Annotated in this window: 17 protein-coding genes and 1 pseudogene; 3 read left to right on the top strand and 15 right to left on the bottom strand. The window is 68.7% G+C overall.

Annotated elements, in window-relative coordinates:
- Positions 1 to 842 (bottom strand): annotated as a pseudogene (locus GRX31_RS18955) (hypothetical protein); the annotation flags it as partial.
- 480 nt (positions 843 to 1,322) lie between these two features.
- Between GRX31_RS18955 and GRX31_RS18950 the strand changes: the two are divergent.
- Positions 1,323 to 2,642: a L,D-transpeptidase Cds6 family protein gene (locus GRX31_RS18950; RefSeq protein WP_244386678.1), complete on the top strand. Its 1,320-nt coding sequence runs from the start codon at positions 1,323 to 1,325 to the stop codon at positions 2,640 to 2,642.
- Positions 2,642 to 4,150, top strand: coding sequence for a L,D-transpeptidase family protein (locus GRX31_RS18945; protein WP_160854206.1), 1,509 nt, complete (start codon positions 2,642 to 2,644; stop codon positions 4,148 to 4,150). Before GRX31_RS18950 ends, GRX31_RS18945 begins: the two co-directional genes overlap by 1 nt.
- Before the next feature lie 12 nt (positions 4,151 to 4,162).
- On the opposite strand, the gene GRX31_RS18940 is transcribed toward GRX31_RS18945, so the two are convergent.
- The 12 genes from GRX31_RS18940 to GRX31_RS18885 all read right to left on the bottom strand — a co-directional run bounded on the left by GRX31_RS18940 (position 4,163) and on the right by GRX31_RS18885 (position 16,048).
- The gene (locus tag GRX31_RS18940) at positions 4,163 to 4,552 is read right to left on the bottom strand and encodes a hypothetical protein (protein ID WP_016449810.1); all 390 of its coding nucleotides are present in this window, start codon (positions 4,550 to 4,552) and stop codon (positions 4,163 to 4,165) included.
- A gap of 192 nt (positions 4,553 to 4,744) precedes the next feature.
- Complete coding sequence (locus GRX31_RS18935; protein WP_016449809.1) at positions 4,745 to 5,797, bottom strand: GntR family transcriptional regulator; 1,053 nt, start codon at positions 5,795 to 5,797, stop codon at positions 4,745 to 4,747.
- 63 nt (positions 5,798 to 5,860) lie between these two features.
- Positions 5,861 to 7,051 (bottom strand): ABC transporter substrate-binding protein, encoded by a 1,191-nt coding sequence (locus tag GRX31_RS18930; protein ID WP_074921705.1) that lies wholly within the window; start codon positions 7,049 to 7,051, stop codon positions 5,861 to 5,863.
- A gap of 13 nt (positions 7,052 to 7,064) precedes the next feature.
- Positions 7,065 to 8,108, bottom strand: coding sequence for a CobW family GTP-binding protein (locus GRX31_RS18925; protein ID WP_016449807.1), 1,044 nt, complete (start codon positions 8,106 to 8,108; stop codon positions 7,065 to 7,067).
- Positions 8,105 to 8,389: a hypothetical protein gene (locus tag GRX31_RS18920; RefSeq protein WP_404997207.1), complete on the bottom strand. Its 285-nt coding sequence runs from the start codon at positions 8,387 to 8,389 to the stop codon at positions 8,105 to 8,107. The genes GRX31_RS18925 and GRX31_RS18920 overlap by 4 nt, the downstream gene beginning before the upstream one ends.
- A gap of 190 nt (positions 8,390 to 8,579) precedes the next feature.
- Positions 8,580 to 9,338 (bottom strand): SDR family NAD(P)-dependent oxidoreductase, encoded by a 759-nt coding sequence (locus tag GRX31_RS18915; protein ID WP_017405599.1) that lies wholly within the window; start codon positions 9,336 to 9,338, stop codon positions 8,580 to 8,582.
- Positions 9,339 to 9,349: 11 nt separating this feature from the next.
- A complete protein-coding gene (locus GRX31_RS18910) occupies positions 9,350 to 10,126 on the bottom strand; it encodes an SDR family NAD(P)-dependent oxidoreductase (protein WP_160854204.1) in 777 nt (258 codons plus the stop codon).
- A 7-nt stretch (positions 10,127 to 10,133) separates the two neighbouring features.
- On the bottom strand, positions 10,134 to 11,579 hold the full coding sequence (locus tag GRX31_RS18905) for an MFS transporter (RefSeq protein ID WP_160854202.1): 1,446 nt from the start codon (positions 11,577 to 11,579) through the stop codon (positions 10,134 to 10,136).
- Between the two features lie 28 nt (positions 11,580 to 11,607).
- A complete protein-coding gene (locus GRX31_RS18900) occupies positions 11,608 to 12,483 on the bottom strand; it encodes a polysaccharide deacetylase family protein (protein WP_074921641.1) in 876 nt (291 codons plus the stop codon).
- A 16-nt stretch (positions 12,484 to 12,499) separates the two neighbouring features.
- Positions 12,500 to 13,936 (bottom strand): amidase, encoded by a 1,437-nt coding sequence (locus GRX31_RS18895; RefSeq protein WP_074921640.1) that lies wholly within the window; start codon positions 13,934 to 13,936, stop codon positions 12,500 to 12,502.
- A 137-nt stretch (positions 13,937 to 14,073) separates the two neighbouring features.
- Positions 14,074 to 14,847, bottom strand: a complete 774-nt coding sequence (locus GRX31_RS18890) for a siderophore-interacting protein (RefSeq protein WP_016452642.1) — start codon at positions 14,845 to 14,847, stop codon at positions 14,074 to 14,076.
- Positions 14,840 to 16,048, bottom strand: a complete 1,209-nt coding sequence (locus tag GRX31_RS18885; RefSeq protein ID WP_160854200.1) for an arabinose transporter — start codon at positions 16,046 to 16,048, stop codon at positions 14,840 to 14,842. The genes GRX31_RS18890 and GRX31_RS18885 overlap by 8 nt, the downstream gene beginning before the upstream one ends.
- A gap of 60 nt (positions 16,049 to 16,108) precedes the next feature.
- Between GRX31_RS18885 and GRX31_RS18880 the strand changes: the two genes are divergently transcribed.
- The gene (locus GRX31_RS18880) at positions 16,109 to 16,768 is read left to right on the top strand and encodes a TetR/AcrR family transcriptional regulator (protein ID WP_013803729.1); all 660 of its coding nucleotides are present in this window, start codon (positions 16,109 to 16,111) and stop codon (positions 16,766 to 16,768) included.
- 215 nt (positions 16,769 to 16,983) lie between these two features.
- Here GRX31_RS18880 and GRX31_RS18875 read toward each other — a convergent pair whose 3' ends face one another.
- A complete protein-coding gene (locus GRX31_RS18875) occupies positions 16,984 to 18,516 on the bottom strand; it encodes an ArnT family glycosyltransferase (protein WP_237426723.1) in 1,533 nt (510 codons plus the stop codon).
- A gap of 191 nt (positions 18,517 to 18,707) precedes the next feature.
- A complete protein-coding gene (locus GRX31_RS18870; RefSeq protein WP_016449796.1) occupies positions 18,708 to 19,625 on the bottom strand; it encodes a LysR substrate-binding domain-containing protein in 918 nt (305 codons plus the stop codon).
- Between the last annotated feature and the right edge of the window lie 74 nt (positions 19,626 to 19,699).

Genomic DNA, 19,699 nt, shown 5'->3' with positions numbered 1-19,699 from the left:
TCCGTGGGGTTGGTCGGATTGGTGGGGTTCGTAGGATTGGTCGGGTTCGTGGGATCCGTGGGGTTGGTCGGATTGGTCGGGTTCGTGGGATCCGTGGGGTTGGTCGGATTGGTSGGGTTCGTGGGGTTGGTCGGGTTCGTGGGATCCGTGGGGTTGGTCGGATTGGTCGGGTTCGTAGGATTGGTCGGGTTCGTGGGATTGGTCGGATTCGTGGGATCCGTGGGGTTGGTCGGATTCGTGGGATCGGTCGGCACCGGGGGGGCTGGGTCGTCGTCGTCGTTGCTGGCTGCGGCGATCAGGCCCACGCCGCCCGCGCCGATCAGGCCGGCCAGCAGGAAGTCGCTGAGCACGGAGCCGCCGGCTGCGGCTGCGGCGCTTTCCTTGGTCACGATCAGGCCCACGGCGTCACTGTCACTGGCGGGCGCCACCTGGACGTTGCCAGATGCCAGGTCCAGCACCATGGCGCCTGCGCCATCACCCTCGCGCTGGGCCAGCGTGGCCTGGGTGCCGCCCTCGAAGGTGCCGACCAGGGTCTGGCCGTCCTTGCCCTGGAACAGCGCCTTGGCGCTGCCATCGGCGGGCACGATGATCTTGTCGCCGACCTGCAGGGCACTGCCCGGCTGGGCCATGAGGGTTTCCCCATTGCGCACGATCTGCACGCCCGGGCTGACCTGGGACAGTGTGGCGGGAGGCGTGCCCCGGGGCATGACCGCTGCGGCTGCGCCGGGCTGCATGTTCGACGTATTGAGCTGCGCAAGCACAACGCTGGAGGGCTGCGGGTCACCGAACTGCACGGGGCTGACGGTGGTGTTGCCGGTGGGCTGCATCGATTGGGCGGTCATTTACTCTCTCCAGACAAGGGTTGAGACGACAAGGTCAGACGGTGGCTTGGAAGCCGTGAAAAATCTGTCGAGCCCTTTTGTGCAACATGCATGCCACGTGCACGCTGCAGGTCCGGATGGCCTAGGAATCATCCTAAGATATTGATTTGTATGGATTTATCTATTGATCACAATGTCTCATCAAGGGTCTGTTACGGCACACGTTACGTAACGCTGCCGGGTCTGCTCCGTTACTCGGACGCCGGTGCCGCGCCATGTTTCATGGCCCTTGACTCGCGGGCCCATGCAGCGGGGCAAGATGGCTTTCGCCTATAAAATCGCTGGCTTTTGGCTGCAGGCGTGTATCGGCGCATGCAGTAAGCCCAAAAGCGAACAGGCCCGTCTTCCAACTTTCATTGCGTAGAGAGCGCCCATATGCTGATTTCGTCCAGAGTTCCGTCGCGAGTGCCGGGTCGTACCTATTTGCGGATAGCCCGGCCCGTGGCCATTGCCGCCTTCAGTCTGGGGGCGGCTTTGTGCGGGGCGTTTGCCCATGCATCGCAGGAGGCGGTGGACGAGGTCTCACGGCTGCTGGAGCAGGGCAAGGCCCCCCAGGCCGCCAAGCAGGCCGAGGCCTACCTCAAGCAAAACCCGGCCGATGTGCAGATGCGCTTTCTGCAGGGCGTGATCGCCGCGGAGCAGCGCCAGAACGCCCAGGCCATCAAGATCTTCACGGCGTTGACCCGTGACTACCCCAGCCTGCCCGAGCCCTACAACAACCTGGCCGTGCTGTACGCCGCCGAAGGCCAGGAACGCAAGGCCTCGGAAGTGCTGGAGCAGGCCATTCGCACCAACCCCAGCTACGCCACGGCGCATGAGAACCTGGGCGACCTGTATGCGCGCATGGCCAGCGATGCCTATGCCAAGGCCTTGCAGCTGGACGGATCGCGCCAGGCCATCCAGCCCAAGCTGGCCCTGATCACGCAGATCTTCCCCAAGCAAGGTGGCGCCCAGGGAAAGACGGTCCAGGCTGCAGCTGCCTCGACCAAGGTCGCCGATGCCAAGGCGGCCGATGCCAAGGCCCGCGAATCCGACGCCAAGCTGGCCGAGGCCCGCGCCGCCGAGACCAAGGCGGCAGAGGCCAAGGCCGCCGAATTCAAGGCCGCTGAAGTGAAGGCGGCCGATGCCAAGGCAGCGCAGGCCAAGGCCGCAGAAGCCAAGGCCGCAGAGGCCAAGGCAGCGGAGGCCAAGCTGGCCCAGGCCAAGGCAGCGGAAGCCAAGGCCGCCGAGACCAGGCTGGCCCAGGAGAAGGCTGCCCAGGCCGCACAGGACAAGGCGCGCGCTGCCGAGGAAGCCAGGCAGGCTGCGGCCAAGGCCGCCGCCGTGACCACCGCTGCGGCCCCTGCCGCCGCCGCTGTGGCCGCCGCCGAGCCCGCCAAGGCAGCGCCTGCCGTCGACGAGAAGAAGGCGGCCCAGTCGGCCGCAGCGCAGGAAGTGGAGGCCGCCGTCAAGGCCTGGTCCACCGCCTGGGCCGGACAGGACATGGACCGCTACCTGGACGCCTACAGCGACCACTTCTCCCCGGCCGATGGCAGCAGCCTGGCCAAGTGGAAGGAACAGCGCCGCCAGCGCATTGTCGGACGCACCACCATCGTCGTCACCGTGCGCGACCTCAAGGTGACGGTGGACGGCGACAAGGCCACGGCCCAGTTCCGCCAGTACTACGCATCGGGCGCGCTCAAGACCACGACCCGCAAGACCCTGCGCATGCAGCGCGAAAAGGGACAATGGCGCATCACCCACGAAGGAACCGGTTCCTGATGCCTGAAAGAGCGCGCCCCCTGGCACGGTCATCCGCCGGCTTGCTGCGCCTGCATGCGCGGGCCGCCGGCGTGGCCGTGCTGCTGGCCGCTCTGTCCACGATGTCGTTCGGCACGGCGGCCTACGCCAAGCCGGCCAAGGCCTCCAAGACGGCATCCGCCAAGCCTGCAACGGGCAAGACCAGCAAGACCGGCAAGGCCGGCGCAGCCAGGCTGCGCTCGGCGTCGGGCAAGACGGCCGTGGCCGCTGCTGCGGTGGCGGCCACGGCAGGCGGCATCGCTGCCACGGCAGGCCATGCCAAGGCGGCGGCCGGCTCGCAAAGCCAGGCGGAGGCCCGCCTGCTGGCCATCATCCGCCAGGTGGAGCAGCGGGATCTGGATGGCGCCCTGAAGGCGGCCGCCGATCTCACCGCCGAAGTCCCCAATTTCCGCGCAGCCCAGCTGGTGTATGCAGACCTGCTGCGCTTCAAGACCGGCCGTGCCGGCGAGGTGCTGGCGGGCACGCCCGTGGCTGCGTCCGCCGCTCCCAGCCATCCGGGCCAGGGCGTGCTGGTGCGGCGCAACCTGTCCGTGGGCAGCGTCACACGGCTGGAGGGTCCGGCCAGTCCCGCGCAGGCCCAGCTGCAGGATCTGCAAAACGAACTCAAGCGTCGCCTGCAGGCGGACAGCGGCGCGCCGCCTGCGGGTTCCGTTCCCGGCGAGTTTTTGATGCTGGGCGCATCCGTGCGGCATGCCATTGCCATCGACGCCAGCAAGTCGCGGCTGTACCTGTTCGCCCATGAGGCAGGCGGTCTGCGGCTGCTGGGGGACTTCTATGTCTCCGTGGGCAAGCTGGGCACCGACAAATGGCAGGAAGGCGACCAGCGCACGCCGCTGGGCATCTACTTCGTGGGCCGCCACATTCCCGGGCCCCGTCTGCCGGAGTTCTATGGCAAGGGTGCGCTCACGGTGAACTTTCCCAATGACTGGGACAAGGCCGTGGGCCGCTCGGGCAGCGGCATCTGGCTGCATGGCTCGCCGCCCGACCAGTTCTCGCGGGCGCCCGAGGCCAGCGATGGCTGCCTGGTGCTGGCCAACCCCGATCTCACCTTGCTCATGCAGACCGTGGACCGGCAGACGCCGGTGCTGATCCGCGAAAAGCTGCAATGGGTGGCCCCCAAGGCCCAGGCCCAGCAGAAGGCGGCAGACGCCTTCGTGCGCGTCATCGACGACTGGAAGAGCGCCTGGAACGGTGCGGACCCGCGCAAGCTGGCCGCCCTCTACGCGCCCGACCTGCTGCAGTCGCCGGCCTCGCGCACATCACAGGAGCGGCTGGCCGCCTACCTCAACCGCCCCGGCGTGACGCTGCAGGACCTGTCCATCTATTCCTGGAAGGACGCCAAGGGCGAGATCCGCGTGGTCAACCTGCGCGCCAGCAGCAAGTCCTTTGCCGAAGGCCTGCCGCTGCGCCAGTACTGGCGCAAGACGGGCGGGCGCTGGCAGCTTTTCTCCGAGGACGTGATGGGCTGAGCCCGGCGCAGCTCAGGTGTTCTCGTTGTGGCGGTTGCTGTCGAAGCGGCGCTCCGCATCGAACAGATGCTGTATCAGCACATGCGAGGTCATGTTCACGCCGATGCCGCCAATCATGGCCGGCAGCAGGTACAGCGCCGTGGACAGCTCGGAGACGAAGAGGGTGTTGTCGGACAGCGAAGGCGTCGCCTTGGCCGCCGAGGCCAGGCTTTGCAGCAGGTAGACATCCACCCCCGCCATGGCCACCAGGGCCAGCCCGAACAGCAGCACCGTGGTGCGCGAGATGCTGCGCTTGGCCAGCAGGGCGGCGTAGATGGCGCAGGGAAGAACGACCGAGAAAACCACCAGGCTCCAGAATCTGGCTTCGGTGAAGACGGTGGTGCTGATGCGCAGGGCATTCATCGGTGCGGTCTTTCGGTGCGGTCCTTCGGTACCTGTGGGGTCCTGCGGTTCCCTGTCGGCCGCCCAATATGCCGCGCTTGCGTAAACGCCCGGTGAACCCGGCGCAAACCGGTGGTTGCACATGCAACCAGGCGCACCGGTCGCAGTCTTGTCCGCTTCGGCCCTGCCTGGCCCGATGCGTCCCTCAGGGGGTCACGACTGCCGCACCAGATAGGCCGGCAGCTGCGCCTCGGGCAGCACGGACAGGACCTTGAGCTGCAGCTGGGCGCGCTTGCGTGCCTGGGCCAGGTAGTCCTGCAGCGCCTGCGCGGCCCGCTCGTACTCACCATCCCACAGGGCGTCGATGACCTGGCGGCAGTTCTCAAGCAGGGGCGGGTTGGGCGACTGCGGGAACATGCGGTCAAAGGTGCTGTGGATCAGCCACGGCATCTGGCACTGCTGCAGCATGCCCACCAGCTTGTGGTTGGGATGCCGTGCCAGCAAGGCGCCGTGCAGGTGCTGCTCCAGCCGCAAAAGCTCCTGAGCTTGCGGTGCGGCGGGGGCGTGCAGGCGGCGGCGCAGGTCAGCGAGCATGTCCCTGTCCAGGCGCGGGCCGCTTTCGCGCAGCGCCGCGGGCGCCAGCAGCGCCAGCAGCTCGAAGTCCTGGTTCACCGCGCGTGCCGTCAACGCCGCCACGCGCCAGGAGGCATAGGTGCTCTTGTCCACCAGTCCCCGGTCCACGAGCCGGCTCAGCACCTCGCGCAGGGCCACGCGGTTCACGTTGAAGTGCTCCATGGCCGCGCTTTCGTCGATCTGGAAGCGCCCGAAGATCATGGCGATGGAGATGGTCTGCTCCAGCTCGTCGTGGATGCGCTCGCTTTCCGAGGGGATGTGGATGGTGGCGTTGCCCTCCTCCAGGCCCAGGGCCCGCGCGTCCAGCGGCAGGCGCTGGGGCTGCACGGCCTGCCCGGGCCGGGCCACCAGGTAGCCGCGTCCGTCGAAGGTGCACAGCAGCCCTTCGGCATGCAGCAGCTCGAAGGCCTTGCGCACGGGTATGCGGCTGGTGCCGAAGACCTTGGCCACCGGCCCCTCCAGCAGCACCAGGCCGGGCTCGATCCGCTGCTCGACGATGGCCCCGCGCAGGCGCTGGCGTATCAGTTCATAGCGCAGCCGGCGTTCGCCGGGATCGCCGGATTCACCGGATTCGCCGGGGCCTGCTTCCTCGTCGCGGGCAAGCTGCGTGGGTGCTGGGGTGGCTCTTGTCATTCCTGCTTCATCTGCATGTACCTGTGCACCGGCCGCCGCAAAGGGGGCCGGTATCCGGCAGGACTATAAGGGGCGGGCGCGGCGCAGCAGCGTGGCCCATTGGCGCACCAAGTAGTTGTGCTCGTCCATGACGGTGTTCCAGACGGCGATGTGGCCCAGGCGCTGCTCGTAGGAACCGCCGTCGCGCACGCTGCCGCGCGGGATCACGACCTGGCCGTCGGTGCCCCGCAGGTCCTCGGCGGCAGGCAGGCCGGCGTACCAATAGTCCCATTCGCTGGCGCGCAGGTGCTCGCGGCTGCGCAGCGGGTTGGAGATGTAGTAGCCCTGCCGTGCCATCGCCGCACCGGGCCAGCCGGACTGCCACCAGTTCAGGTAGCGGTAGGCGGCATCCAGCGTTTCGCCCCTGGCCTGGCTGGAGATGCCCAGGCCGCCGTACCAGGCCCGGTATCCTTCGCGCGGGCAGGCCAGCCGGTAGTCCAGCCCCGCCGCGCGGTAGTGGGCGATGGCCGGCGACCAGTGGCTTTGTATGGCGACGCCGGCATCGATCATCAGCCGCGCCGCATCGGCGTAGTTGCCCCAGAAGCCCCGGAACTGCTCCGACTCCTGCCGCTGCAGCAGCAGGGCCATCATCTGGTCGATCTCCTCCAGTCCCAGGTTGCTGATGTCGCCAAAACGCATGTCGCCGCCGGCCTGCAGGGCCAGGGCCGCATCCAGCGCGCCGATGGCCGCATCCGCCTGCAGGGCCGCACGGCCACGGCAGGCGGGAGACAGCAGCCACGACCAGCTCTCCTCGGTCTGCGCGAACAGATCTGGCACGGCGGCGGGCAGGTAGACGAAGCTGTCGGCGTTGTGCGTCAGCGGCAGCATGCTGATGCGCGATGCGGGCGTGCCGCCCAGGGTGCCATCGGCCTGCACGTACAGGCGCATGGCCGGGTTGCAGCCCGCGCCCAGGGCCGCCTGCGGCGTGATGCGCCCGGTCTTGGGCAGGGCGTTGACCTCGTCCCAATGCGCCAGCCTGCCGATGTCTATGGGTTGCAGCGCCCCTGTCGGCCACAGGCAGTCCAGGCTGTGGAACCATTGGTCGTAGAGATCGAAGCTGTCCTGGCGCATGACGGCCTGGCGCTGCGCGTCGAAGCCGTCGAGCACCTCGAAGCGGATGCGCAGACCCAGGTCCTGCTCGGCGCGGCGGCGCATGGCCTCGGTCAGCGTCACCGAGGTGCCCAGTACCCGCAGTTCAGGCATGTTCTTGCGCATGGGGTGTTCCTTGTCAATGGAAGGCGGCCGGGCCGGGTGCGGCGCCGGGTTGCGCCCCATTGTCCTGCGCGAAGAAACGCTGGAACGACTGCCAGGAGTCGTCCACCTGCTGCCCGTTGAGCCCCGAGGCGATGAAGACCAGGCGCGAGCGGCCGTCGCCACCGGGCCATTCGGCCAGATGCTCGGGCGCATGCATCAGATGACCCATGCCGTGCAGCACCGTCGGCTGCCCCTGCGGCCATCCTTCGGCGGCCACGGCCACGAGCCCCTTGAGCCGCAGCACCCGCTCGCCATGGCGGTGCAGCAGCCAGGTCAGCCACAGCGTCAGCGCACACCAGTCCACGGGGCCGTCGAGTTCCAGGCAGAAGGCCTGGATGCTGCCGTGCGGCTCCTGGCCCTTGCGGCTGCGAGGCGTGCCTGCAATGGCGCGTGCCAGCCAATTGCTCTCCTGCACGGGCTGCTCCTGCCAGGCCGGCAGCGCCTGGCGGCTGTTGCCGAGCACGGCCAGCGGATTGAGCCTGGCAAGCTGCGCGCGCAGCGCCTCGGCGTCCTGCGGCCGGGCCAGGTCGGTCTTGCTCAGGTACAGCCGGTCGGCGGCGGCGACCTGGGCCTGCCATTCGGGCCGCTGCGCATGCGTGGCCGCGTGCAGGGCATCGACCACGGTGGCGACATGGGCGGGCCTGAAGACCTGGCGCAATTGCGCATCCCCTATGAGGGTGGCGATCACCGGGCCGGGCGCGGCAAGGCCCGTGGTTTCGATCAGCACGCGCTGGAACGCAGGCAGCTCGCCGCGCTCGCGGCGCTGGTGCAGCCGCCACAGCGCCTCCTTGAGTTCGCCGCGGATGGCGCAGCAGATGCAGCCGTTGTCCAGCAGCACCGTGTCGGCGTCGATGCGGCCCACCAGCAGATGGTCCAGCCCCACGGCGCCGAATTCGTTGATCAGCACGGCGGTCTCGGCAGCGGGAGAGTCCTGCAGCCATTGCCTGAGCAGCGTGGTCTTGCCGCTGCCCAGAGAGCCCGTGAGCACACCCACGGGCAGGCGTGCATCGCCGGTCATGGCGCCTGCTCCGGTTGGGGCCAGGGCATGGCCAGCGGATCCAGCTCGCGGGCCAGCAGCCGCTCGGCCGCGGGCCACAACGCACCGAAGTCGGGCACCAGAACGCTGGCGCCCGTAGGCCCCTGCAGCAGGTAGGACTGGCCGTGGAAGTCGCTGAGCTGCAGCCGCCACAGCGCCAGCAGCCGGTTGGCGCGCGCAATCTGAATCAGCCGCTGGCGGCGCCCGGCCGATCCGGCCGGCGCCTGGCTCCAGTGGCCGGAGGCCTGCAGCAAACCGCACATTCCACACATGACAGAAAACCTTTCGGTTGCGAATGGAGCCGCCTGCGAAACTGGCGCAGCCAAAGAGCAGAGACACCCAGGAAGGGCCTATGCCGGCCGCGCCGCCCCGCACCGAGGGTGTCGCCGGCTGCCCGTACGCCCTCCCTGAAGAGAGGGGGAAGGCGCGAAGCGACTCAGGGGGTGCTTCTTTTCACGGCATGACATCGCCGGAATTGGGCCCCAGCGTCTGCCCCACATACAGATTGCCGCCGGGGTCGGAGGCCAGCAGCACGGCCGTGGGAGCCACCTCGTCGGCGCGGCCGAAGCGGCCCAGCGGCAGGCTGGCCTCCTTGGCGCGTTTCCAGTCCGCGCTGATGCCGTCGACCAGCGGCGTGGCGATGGGGCCGGGGGCAATGGCGTTGACCAGGACATTGTCAGGTGCCACTTCCAGCGCCAGCGACTTGGTGAAGCCGATCACGCCGGCCTTGGCCGCCGCATAGTGGCTCAGCTCCACGCCGCCCTTGATGCCCAGCTGCGAGGCGATGCTGATGATGCGTCCCCAGCGCTGCGCCTGCATGTGCGGCACTGCGCGCCGCGCGCACAGGAAGACGCTGCGCAGGTCCACGCGCAGCATCTCGTCCCACATCGCGGTGGACATGTCGGCACAGCGCGACTGGGTGAGCATGCCGGCGTTGTTGACCAGGATGTCGATGCCGCCGAAGGCCTGCACGCAGCGGTCGATGATGCGGTGGGCCGTGGACTCGTCGCCCACGTCGCCGATGACGGTCTCGGCCTGCGTGCCCAGCGCGCGGCAGCGCCGGGCCACGTCCTCGGCCCGCGCGGCATCGATGTCGGCCAGCAGCAGCCGCGCGCCGGCCTGCGCATAGGCCAGGGCAATGGCCTCGCCGATGCCGCTGCCGGCGCCTGTCACGACGGCGCGGCGGCCGTCCAGTGGCTTGGATGTGCTCATGTCGAATGTCCTCAACTGGGCCAGCGCACCGTCAGGCCGCCGTCGGCAATGATGGATTGGCCGGTGACGTAGGAGGCCTCGTCGCTGGTCAGGAAACGGATCAGGGCAGCGATTTCTCGGGCCTGCCCGACACGCCCCAACGGAATGCTTTTTGCCGCCTGCGCCAGGCCCGCCGGGCCCAGCGAGTTGACCGGGTCCAGCGACTGCGGCGTCTCGATCAGGCCCGGAATCACGGCGTTGCAGCGTATGCCGCGCGGTGCCAGCTCCATGGCCACGGCGCGGCACAGCCCGGGCACGCCTGCCTTGGCGGCCGCATAGTGGGCATGCTGCTCCCAGCCGTAGACGCCGCCTGCAATGGAGGAGACGGCCACCATGGCCCCGCCCGCCGCCATGTGGCGCGCGCTGGCCCGGAAGGTGCGCATGACGCCGCCCAGGTCGATGTTGATGACCTCCTGCCACTGCGCATCGCTCATCTCGGCCAGGGCCGCCTGGCGCAGCAAACCTGCATTGGCGACGGCGAAGTCCAGCCGGCCGAAGCGGTCCACGGCGACGCGGGCCAGGTGCTCGACCTGCTCGGCATCGCCCACATCGACCGCCTCCATCACGCACCGCCCGCCCGCGCGCTCGACAAGGTCCCGGGTCTGGCCGGGATCGTGCGGGTCCTGCGGGTAGTAGCTGCCTGCCACGGCAACGCCGGCCTGCGCGTAGGCCACGGCCAGCGCCTGGCCGATGCCGCTGGCAGCGCCGGTGATGAGGGCGACCTTGTTCCTGTCGATATGCGGGTGCATGGCGGCCTCACTTCACGGTCTCGGGATCGACATGGGGTGCCAGGAACATCAGCAGTCCCGAGGCTGCGCAGGGAATGGCTCCCCAGTACAGCGCCGCCTGTGCCCAGTCCGCCCCCTGCGACAGCGTCCAGGTCACGCCGAAGCCCGCCGCGATGGCGCCCACCTGGCCCATGGCGTTGACAAAGGAGCTGGCCGTGGCGCGGATGTGGCTGGGAAAGCTCTCGCCGATCAGGAAGAGGGCCGCTGCATAGGGGCCGATCAGGAAGAACAGCCCCAGCGAGTACAGCGGCACGATGCGCCAGAAGTCGCCCGAGGGCGCGTTCAGCATGAGTGCGAAGGCCAGGCCACCCAGCATCCAGCCTATGGCCACGGCGTTGCGCCGGCCTATGCGGTCACCGAGCCAGCCATGGAAGACATAGCCCAGGAAGCCCGCGAGATTGGAAATGATGAGCACCTGAAGCGCGCTGGAGAAATCCACGCCCTTGCCCGGCGTGCCACCGGCGCCGCCCAGCACCGAGGTGCCCAGCACCGCGAAGATCACGATGGCGAACCAGTTCAGGAAAAAGCCCAGGGCCAGCGACAGCGTGGGCCGCAGCGAGGCGCCCCGGAACATGGCCGACAGGCCGGTGTGCTGCGCTTGCTGCGGGTGGGCGCCATGGGCCTGGGCCAGGCGTACGGCCTCTGCCTCGCGTCCGGCAAGGCGCAGATCGGCAACGCGCCGCGCGGTCAGGAACTGGGGCGTTTCCACCAGCCGGCGGCCCAGCACGGCAATCACCAGGGCGGGGAACATGGCGAACACGAAGGACAGCACCCAGCCGCCGCCCTGGCCGAACCAGCGCTCGCCCAGCGGATACAGCAGGGCCACCAGCACGGCCGTGAGCACCGCGCCCACGGGCCAGCCGCCTTGCACCAGCGAGTAGATGAAGCCGCGCCGGCGCAGGGAGGCCGGGTCCGTGTAGACCAGGGAGAACAGCTCGCTCAGGTAGGTGGCGTTGATGCTTTGCTCTGCATAGCCCAGGCCCGCCAGCGAGCGCACCACGATCAGCAGCACGAAGCCCAGCCCCGCCGACAGCCCGATCACCCAGCCGGCCAGCGCCGTCAGGCCCGAGCACAGCGCGGCGCCCGCCACGGCGATGATGATGCCCTTGCGCCGGCCCAGCCGGTCGGCGATGGGGCCGATGCCGAAGGCCACGATCACCGTGCCCAGCGTCACCCAGGTGTTCAGCCGCGCCTGCTGCTCGGCGCTCCACTGGAAGTGCTCGCCCAGTTGCGGCAGCAGGGTGCCGAAGAGGATGAAGTCGTAGACGGCGAACACCCAGGCGAAAAAGCAGACCCAGGTGGCGTAGCTGACCTGCCTGCGCGTCACGGTGGGCGCGGTCCAGGGGGCATCGATCCCGGCCGGTGCCGGATGGCCGGCGCCTGGGGCGTCGGAGGCAATGGCGGAGGTATTCATGGTGTCCTCGCTGAGGTGGGATGCGGCATCAACGCGGCTGGCGGCGCAGGAAGTCGTCGGCGATCTGGTCGCACGTCATGAAGCGCACGCCGTCGTGCGACTGGAAATGCTCGATCAGGCGCTCCAGCATCAGCAGCACCTGGGGGCGGCCGGAGACATCGGGGTGGATGGTGATGGGGAAGACCGCGTAGTCGTGCTCGCGGTAGACCCAGTCGAACTGGTCGCGCCACATCTGCTCTATGTCGCGCGGGTTGACGAAGCCGTGGCTGTTGGGCGACTTCTTGATGAACATCATGGGCGGCAGGTCGTCCAGGTACCAGTTGGCGGGTATCTCGACCAGCCGTGTCTCCTTTCCGCGCACCAGGGGCTTCATCCAGGTGTCGGGATGCTTGCTGTAGTCGATGCGGGTCCACTGGTCGCCCACGCGCACGTAGTACGGGTGGAAGTCGTTGTGCATCAGGCTGTGGTCGTACTTGATGCCTTTCTTGAGCAGCAGCTCGTTGGTGACGGGGCTGAACTCCCACCAGGGCGCCACATAGCCCGTGGGTGCGCGGCCGGCCAGCCGCGTGATGACCTCGATGCTGCGGTCGAGCACCGCTTCCTCCTGCTCGGGCGTCATGGCAATCGGGTTCTCGTGGCTGTAGCCGTGGATGCCGATCTCATGGCCCGCTTCCACCACGGCCTTCATCTGCTCGGGAAAGGTCTCGGCGGAGTGGCCCGGGATGAACCAGGTGGTCTTGAGGCCGTATTTGTCGAACAGCCTGAGCAGCCGCAGCGAGCCGACCTCGCCCGCGAACATGCCGCGCGAGATGTCGTCGGGCGAGTCCTCCCCGCCATACGAGCCGAGCCAGCCGCCGACGGCATCGACGTCCACGCCAAACGTGATCTGTATGTCCTTGCTCATTGCATGCACTCCTTTTTCACTGGGAACGGTTGAGGGAAGAAAGCGCCTGTTCGACGGCCAGGGCAATGCGCAGCAGCCGGTCGTCATCGCCCTGCGGGCGCATCAGCTGCAGGCCGATGGGAAGCCGTTCGGTGCTCGCGCCAGGGCCTTGCAGGCACAGGGCGCCGCAGGGCAGGGCCACGGCCGGCGCATCCAGGAAGCTGCCGGGCATGGTCAGGCGCAGCGTGGCGAGATTGGTCTGGGCAAACAGCGCGTCGTCTTCCAGCAGGGGCTGCAGCAGCGGCGCCGGATGGCCCACCGTGGGCAGCACCAAGGTGGCGCCGCCCAGCTCCTGCGCAAACAGCGCCGTCAATGGCTGGCGCCGTGCCAGCAGTTGCAGGTAGCCGCCATGGTCCAGATGCCTTGCGGCCTCCAGCCGGCTGCGCACGCGCGGGTCCATGCGCGCGGCCTGCTCCGGGGCATCCAGGCGCTCGCGGTGCGTGGCCAATGCCTCATGCGCGCCCAGCCAGCCATGGCGCTGCGTCAGCGTCTGCACCGTGTCCAGGCTTTGCAGCCGGCGCCGCTGCACGCGGGCGCCCTGCCGCTGCAGCAGGGCCAGGCCGGCTGCAATCGCGTCGCGCACCTGCGCCTGCACGCTGTCGTCGTCCAGCAGGCCGGGGTCGATGACGAACACCTGTCCCTGCAGGCCTATGACAGGGCCTGGGACGGCAGGGCCTGCAGCGGCATCGCCGGCAGGCACGGTGCTGCGCAGCACCTGGTCCAGGGCCATGCAGTCGGCCACGCCCAGGGCCAGCGGCCCCAGCGTGTCCAGGGAAGGTGACAGCGCAAAGACGCCTTGCATGGGATAGCGCCCCCGGCTGGCACGAAAGCCCACCAGCCCGTTGAAGGCTGCGGGAATGCGCACCGAACCTGCCGTGTCCGTTCCCATGGCCAGCGGCCCGCAGCCCTGCACCACGGCCAGGGCCGCGCCGCTGGAGGAGCCGCCAGGCGCCCGTGCGCGCCCACCCAGGCGGGGATTGGCGGGGGTGCCGAAGCCGGGGTTCAGGCCCAGTCCCGAATAGGCGAACTCGCTGAGGTTGGTCTTGCCCAGGCAGACCATGCCGGCCGCCGCGGCCCGCGCCACCACGGGGGCATCGGCAGGGGCTGGCGGGGCAGAGCGAAGCAGGGCCGATGCCGCCGTGGTGGGCGTGCCACGCACATCGAACAGGTCCTTCCAGCTGATGGGCACGCCGTCCAGCGGCCCGAGCGGGCGGCCCGTACGCCAGCGCTGCGTGGATTGCCTGGCCTCTTCCAGCGCGCGCTCCGCCGTGATGCGCGTGAACACGGACGGGCTTTCACAGGCCGCTTGCAGGCAATGCTCGGTGGCTTGCGTGGGCGTCAGCGTGCCGGCCGCATAGGCTGCATGCAGTTCGCAAGCCGAGGCAGGCGCTGTCCGGAGGCCGCTGTTTTTCATTGAATTTGAATGTTGTTGTCAAAGTTCATTTTTGAATTCTAGTGAGCGCCTCCATCCCGTGTCCGGGTGATTACCCGGGGGATGAGGCGCTCTGTGTTGATCTGTGAAGGAGGCCGTTTTGTGCCGCTTGCGCCGCTCTAGCGGTCCTTGTGGTCCGCCTCGCCGCACTTCCAGTAGCCCTTGGCGCTCAGCTGGCCGGGTGCGATGCCACGGTCCAGGAAATGCCGCTTCAGCGCACGCATGGCGCCGGACTCGCCCGCCATCCACAGATAGCCGTTGCCCGGCGGCAGCGGCCGGTACATCAGCCGCTGGCACAGCCTCTGCCCAGGCTGGCCCGGCGCGGCGGTGATCCACTCGGTGCGCCAGCGGGCAGCGCTGTCCATGGGCTGGCATTCGCCGTCATCGGTGATTTCCACGTAGGCCTTCACCCGCGCGGAGGCTGGCAGGCGCGCCGCGATCGATTGCATGGCCGGCAGTGCCGAGCCATCGCCCGCCAGCATGAGCCAATCGGTGCCGGCCGGCGGAGCGAAGCCGCCGCTGCGCGGGCCGGCAATGGCCACCTGCTCGCCCACGCGGGCCTGGGCGGCCCAGCGGGAGGCGGGGCCGTCGCCGCCAGCGGAGGTGCTGTTCTCATGCTTGGCATTGAACGCATCGCCATGCAGTACCAGGTCAATGTCCAGCGTGCCGGCCTGGCGGTCCACGCTGCGCAGTGTGTACGCCCGGCCCTCGCCCGTGGGCAGGAACAGCTTGACCCAGGCGGCGGGCGTATCCACGGCAGGCGCCCGTGAGAAGGCGGCGATCTGCTCGCCACCCAGCGTGATGCGGCGCATGCGCGGCGTGACGGATTGCACCTTCAACACGGTGCCCAGCGCGCGCTGCGTGCCGGCAGGCATGTGAATCGGCTCAGCCATGGGTGGCTCCCCGGGCTGCGTTCAAGCGCAGCAGCAAGGCCACGGCGATGGACAGCGCCACGCTCACGGCGGCGGCGAAATACACGTCTCCGACGCCTGTGACACTGGCCAGCAGCCCGGCGGCAGGGGCCGTCAGCCCCATCGACAGGTCGAAGAAGGCCACATAGGCGCCCATGGCCGCGCCGCGTGCCTGGGCAGGCGCCCGGCGGACAGCTTCCACGCCGAAGGCCGGGAAGGCCAGCGAGTAGCCGAAGCCGGTGAGCGCGGCGCCGGCATAGGCCCATGGCGCATCGCCCCCGCCCCAGATCAGCAGCAGGCCGGCGGCTTCCAGCGGAATGCTGGCCAGTGCCACCCGCACGCCGCCCAGCTTGTCCGGCAGATGGCCGAAGAGCAGGCGCGCGCCGATGAAGGCCAGGCCGAAGGCCGTGAAGGCCAGCGAGGCCGCTCCCCAGCCCCGCGATGCGAACAGCAGCGCTGCAAAGGTCGTGATCACGCCAAAGCCCACGCTGGACAGGGCCAGCCCCAGGCCGGGAAGCCATACCGTGCCCAGCACCTTGTAGAACGGCGTGCGGCGCTGGGCCGCAGCCGGCGTGGCGCGCAGGCCCCAGACCATGGCCAGGGCGGCCAGCGGCAGCACGATGGTGGCCACGGCAATGCCGGAGAAGCCCCAGGCCGCCTGCACCGCCACGCCGGCCGGCGCGCCCGCCGCATAGGCGCCGTACATGGCAATGCCCACCCAGGCCATGACCTTGCCGGCGTTTTGCGGACCGATCATGCCCACGCCCCAGCTCAAGGCCCCGGTGATGATCAGGCTCTCGGCGCAGCCCAGCAGCACGCGGCCGGCGGCCAGCACCCAGACTGCGGCCGGCCCTCCCTCGAAGGCGCGTGACATCAGGTAGGCCACGCCCGAAGCGGCGGCCAGCAACATACCCAGCACCACGGCACGCCTGGCGCCGCGCGTGTCGGCCAGAGAGCCGGCCCAGGCCCGCGACAGCAGGGCCGCCGCGAACTGGCAGCCCATCACCGTGCCCACCCCCAGCGTGCCCAGTCCCAGGGTCTGGCTCAGGTGCAGGGGCAGCACGGGCATGGGCATGCCCAGGCAGAGAAAGCTGACGAAGACCGCCAGCGTCAGCGGCAGCAGCCGCGCGAATGCGTTCACCGGCGGCGACGCGGCCGCAGATGGCGAAATTCCGGAAGACATGTGCATTCCCTTTCAAATACGAGTAAAAACTCAGGTCACATGTCCAGGAGAATATGAGCCATGGCTCGCATTGAAAACTCGCATTCGCAGGCGGCGCAGCGCCAGCCGCCCCAGCCCCGCAAGCAGCCACGGCAGGCGCGTTCCCTTGCCACGGTCGAGGCCATTCTGGAAGCTGCGGCTCGCGTTCTGGCCGAGCGCGGCTATGCCGCCACCAACACCAATCTGGTGGCCGAGCGCGCAGGCGTGAGCGTGGGTTCGCTCTACCAGTACTTTCCCAACAAGGACTCGCTGATCACGGCCTTGCACGAGCGCCACGCCGCGCAGATGTACGCGGCCATTGCCGCCGTGCTTGCTGCAGAGCGGCCGCAGGGCCTGCAAGGCCATGTGCAGGCCATGGTCCGGGCGCTGCTGGCGGCGCACCGGGTCGAGCCCGATCTGCACCGGGTGCTGGAAAAGGAATTCCCCTTCTTCGACGCGCCGCGCGAGCAAAGCGCGGCCGACGGCGGCATCTTCCGCCAGGTGCGCCAGCTCCTGGAGCTGCACCGCAGTCAGCTCGCCCACCGCGATCTGGACCTGGCCACCTGGATGCTGCTGCAGACCATGGAGTCCCTGGTGCATGCCGCCGTCATCGACCCGCCTGCCATGTTTACCCCCCAGGCCCTGGAGGATGGCATCGTGCAGGTGCTGATGGGGTATCTGCGAGCGCCTGCCCTGGGTTGAGGATGCAAGGAGCGATTTGGCCGCCAGGTCCTCAGGGCGCGAAGACCTCTGGATCGAATGGGCCAAGCAGTCGGGCCACTTCGCCGGCGTCATAGGGCTGGCCCAGCATGTCCATGAGTTCTTCGCAAGGGGATTTCATGGGCACGGAGGAGGTTCTCAGTACTGGGTGCAATCACGCAATGCCGACGGGCGCGGCCGGCAAGCAGCGTATTCGTTCAGCTTTCGACGCAGCCGCCCGCATCCTCCTGCGGCGGGGTGACACGCCAGAAGAGGGAGGGAAAGCCTTCGCCCACCGGCTGGTGGCCGGGCGGCGGCGATGCCGCCAGCTGCAGATGCAGCACCCCGCAGGCATCCACCATGTGCTGGGAAATCCAGGGGCTGATGTCCATGCGGCCATCGATCAGCACCAGCGGCTTTTCGCGCAGCTTCAGGGCCAGGGCCTTGGCCTCGGCCGTGGGGCCTGAGATCACGCGGATGTCGCCTCCCAGTGCCTCGCGCGCGGGTTCGGCAAGCGCCTGGCTCAAGGCCTTTGAATCGAAGTTTCTCCAGTGCCGGCTGTTAAGCCGCAGTTCACTGCGCGCCGAGGTCATCTGGGCCACGAGCAGCAAGGCCAGTTGAAGCGCCACGAAGCACTTGATGGCGGTGGTGATCGATATGCGCGACGGCTGCAGCCTGGCACCGGCCAGCTCCATGGCGACGGGAACGGCCAGCAGCAGAAAGGGCGTGCCCCAGTGCAGCTGCAGCGACGAGCCCGCAAAGATGCCGATGGCGCAGGTCAGCACGATGGGCGTGAGGCCAAAGCACAGGATCAGCGCCCGCGATGCATCGGCTGTCCCGGGACGCTGCGGTGTGTCCTGCGGCGCAAGGCGGCTGCGGCGGTGCAATGCCATTACCAGTCCCAGCAGCACCCAGGCCAGCAATGCGCGGTTGAGCAGCTGGTCGGCCAGCCAGTGCAAGGTATTGAGCAGTCTTGCGCCGCCGCCCAGGCTGGCGCCCAGCGAGGATTCGGTGGCATAGCGGATGGGGCCGAAGTCGTTCAGGAACAGCCAGTACAGGTGCGGCGAGATGATGGCCAGCGAAATGGCAGCGGCCAGTGCCAGGCCGATGACATGGACCCGCTCGCGCCAGGCGCCTGACGCCAGCCAGAACAGGAATACCGCCACGGCGGCCAGGATCATCTGGTACTTGGCCAGTGCGCCCAGGCCCAGGCAGCAGCCCAGGGTCGCCCACCAGTGCAGTTGCCTGCTGCCCACCGCACGCCACACCAGCAGGGCACTGGCCACGAAGAAGGGCATCAGCACCACTTCATGGTTGAAGAAGTGCAGCCGCTCGTTGTAGTAGGTGATGCACAGGGCCGCCAGCAGGGCCAGCGTGGCATGGCGGCTGCCGCGCAAGGTCTGCATCAGCTTCCAGAAGACAAACAGGCCGGCCAGCGTGAAAAGCGCGCCCGTCACATAGCTGGTGCGGGCAGACAGTCCGAACACATTGACCGGCACCGAGAACAACCAGGTCGGCAGCGGTGGATGCTTGTAGTAGCCCCATTCCAGGCTGTGCACCCAGGTCAGCTGCTCGAGGTTGTCCTTGGGTGCCGTGAGGCTGGAGCTGTCGATCTGCAGCAGCCAGACCACCGTAAAGAGAAGGAGGCCAATGAGGACCTTGATGTCCAGGGAAAGCGACGGTGCGGGCATGGCCAGCGGAGCGCTTCGCGTGATCGTGCTCGCTGCTTGTGAGGGGACGGGATGGGTCATAGGAAATGCCAGCGGCGATGACAAGTGCGCTGGCACAGGGGAAATTCCCAGGAAGGCGGTCGAACGGGAGCTTCAGCGTTGGCTACGGACTCTTGGCTTACGCGAGGCGCTATGAGTCCGGCAGAATATGTCTGCCTGGTCAATGCAATGTAAAGATTGTGTGAAGATATTGTGGAGACGCCGGCCGCGGCTCAGGCGCCGGCCGGCTCGCCGAAGTCGTGGACTGCCGCGCGCAGCAGCAGCATCGACAGGCGTTCCGCGGCGGGCGTCAGAGGCAGCGCAGCACGCGTGACCTGCACGATGTCGGGTGCCATCAGGCTCTCGCGCACGGCAATGGGCTCCAGTACACCGTTGAAGAGGGGCGTATCGGCCCACTGGCGCGGCAAGAAGGCGAGGGCGTCGCTGCTGGCCAGCAGCGCCAGCAGGGCCATCAACGATTCGGCGACCGTCACCACGCGCGGGCTGCGCAGGCCGAGCGCGGAGAACTGCTCCTCGAATTCTTCCTCGCGGCGCTCGCGCAGGCCGGTGACGATCCAGTCCGCCTCCAGCAACGCCTGCAGGCTGCCCGCGGTGCGCAGCGGATGGCCGCGGCGGGCCAGCACGACACGCTCGTTGCGGTGAACCAGGGCCACCTGGTAGCTGGCGCTCAATTGCCTCTCGGGCCGGGGGCCCAGATAGAAGTCCAGCCGACCGTCGCGCAGCGCCGGCTCGACGGCCGGGAACAGGCCTTCGACGAAACGCAGGTGCACATCCGGCCAGTCGCGCCGGAACTGGGCATAGGCGCGGGCCAGCAGCGACAGCACGGGGGCGCTGGACAGAGCGACGGCGACATGGCCCTGCATTTCGCCGCGCGCCTGGGCGGCCTCCTCGCTGCCGCGACGCAGTTCCTCGAGCGCGGCCTGCGCGCGCAGCAGGAATCGCTCGCCCGCCACGGTCAGCGATACCCCGCGCGCATGGCGCTGGAACAGCGCCACGCCGAGCTCGGCTTCTAGCTCGCGCACGCTGCGCGTCAGTGCCGGCTGGGTCAGGCCCAGGCTGCGGGCCGCGCTGCGCAGGCTGCGTGCCCGGGCAACGGCGACGAAATTGCGAAGGTGATGAAGTTTGGGCATCGGTCGGAGCGTGTTTATGCCCGTTTCCGAGCGCGCCAAGGCCAGGGGATTTCCCGCAGGGGCCGTGCACGCGG

It is taken from the genome of Delftia sp. CH05 (assembly GCF_009827015.1).
Lineage (GTDB): Bacteria > Pseudomonadota > Gammaproteobacteria > Burkholderiales > Burkholderiaceae_C > Comamonas > Comamonas tsuruhatensis.
The sequence above is the reverse complement of the archived record's forward strand: the minus strand, read 5'-3'. Positions and strand labels throughout refer to the sequence as shown.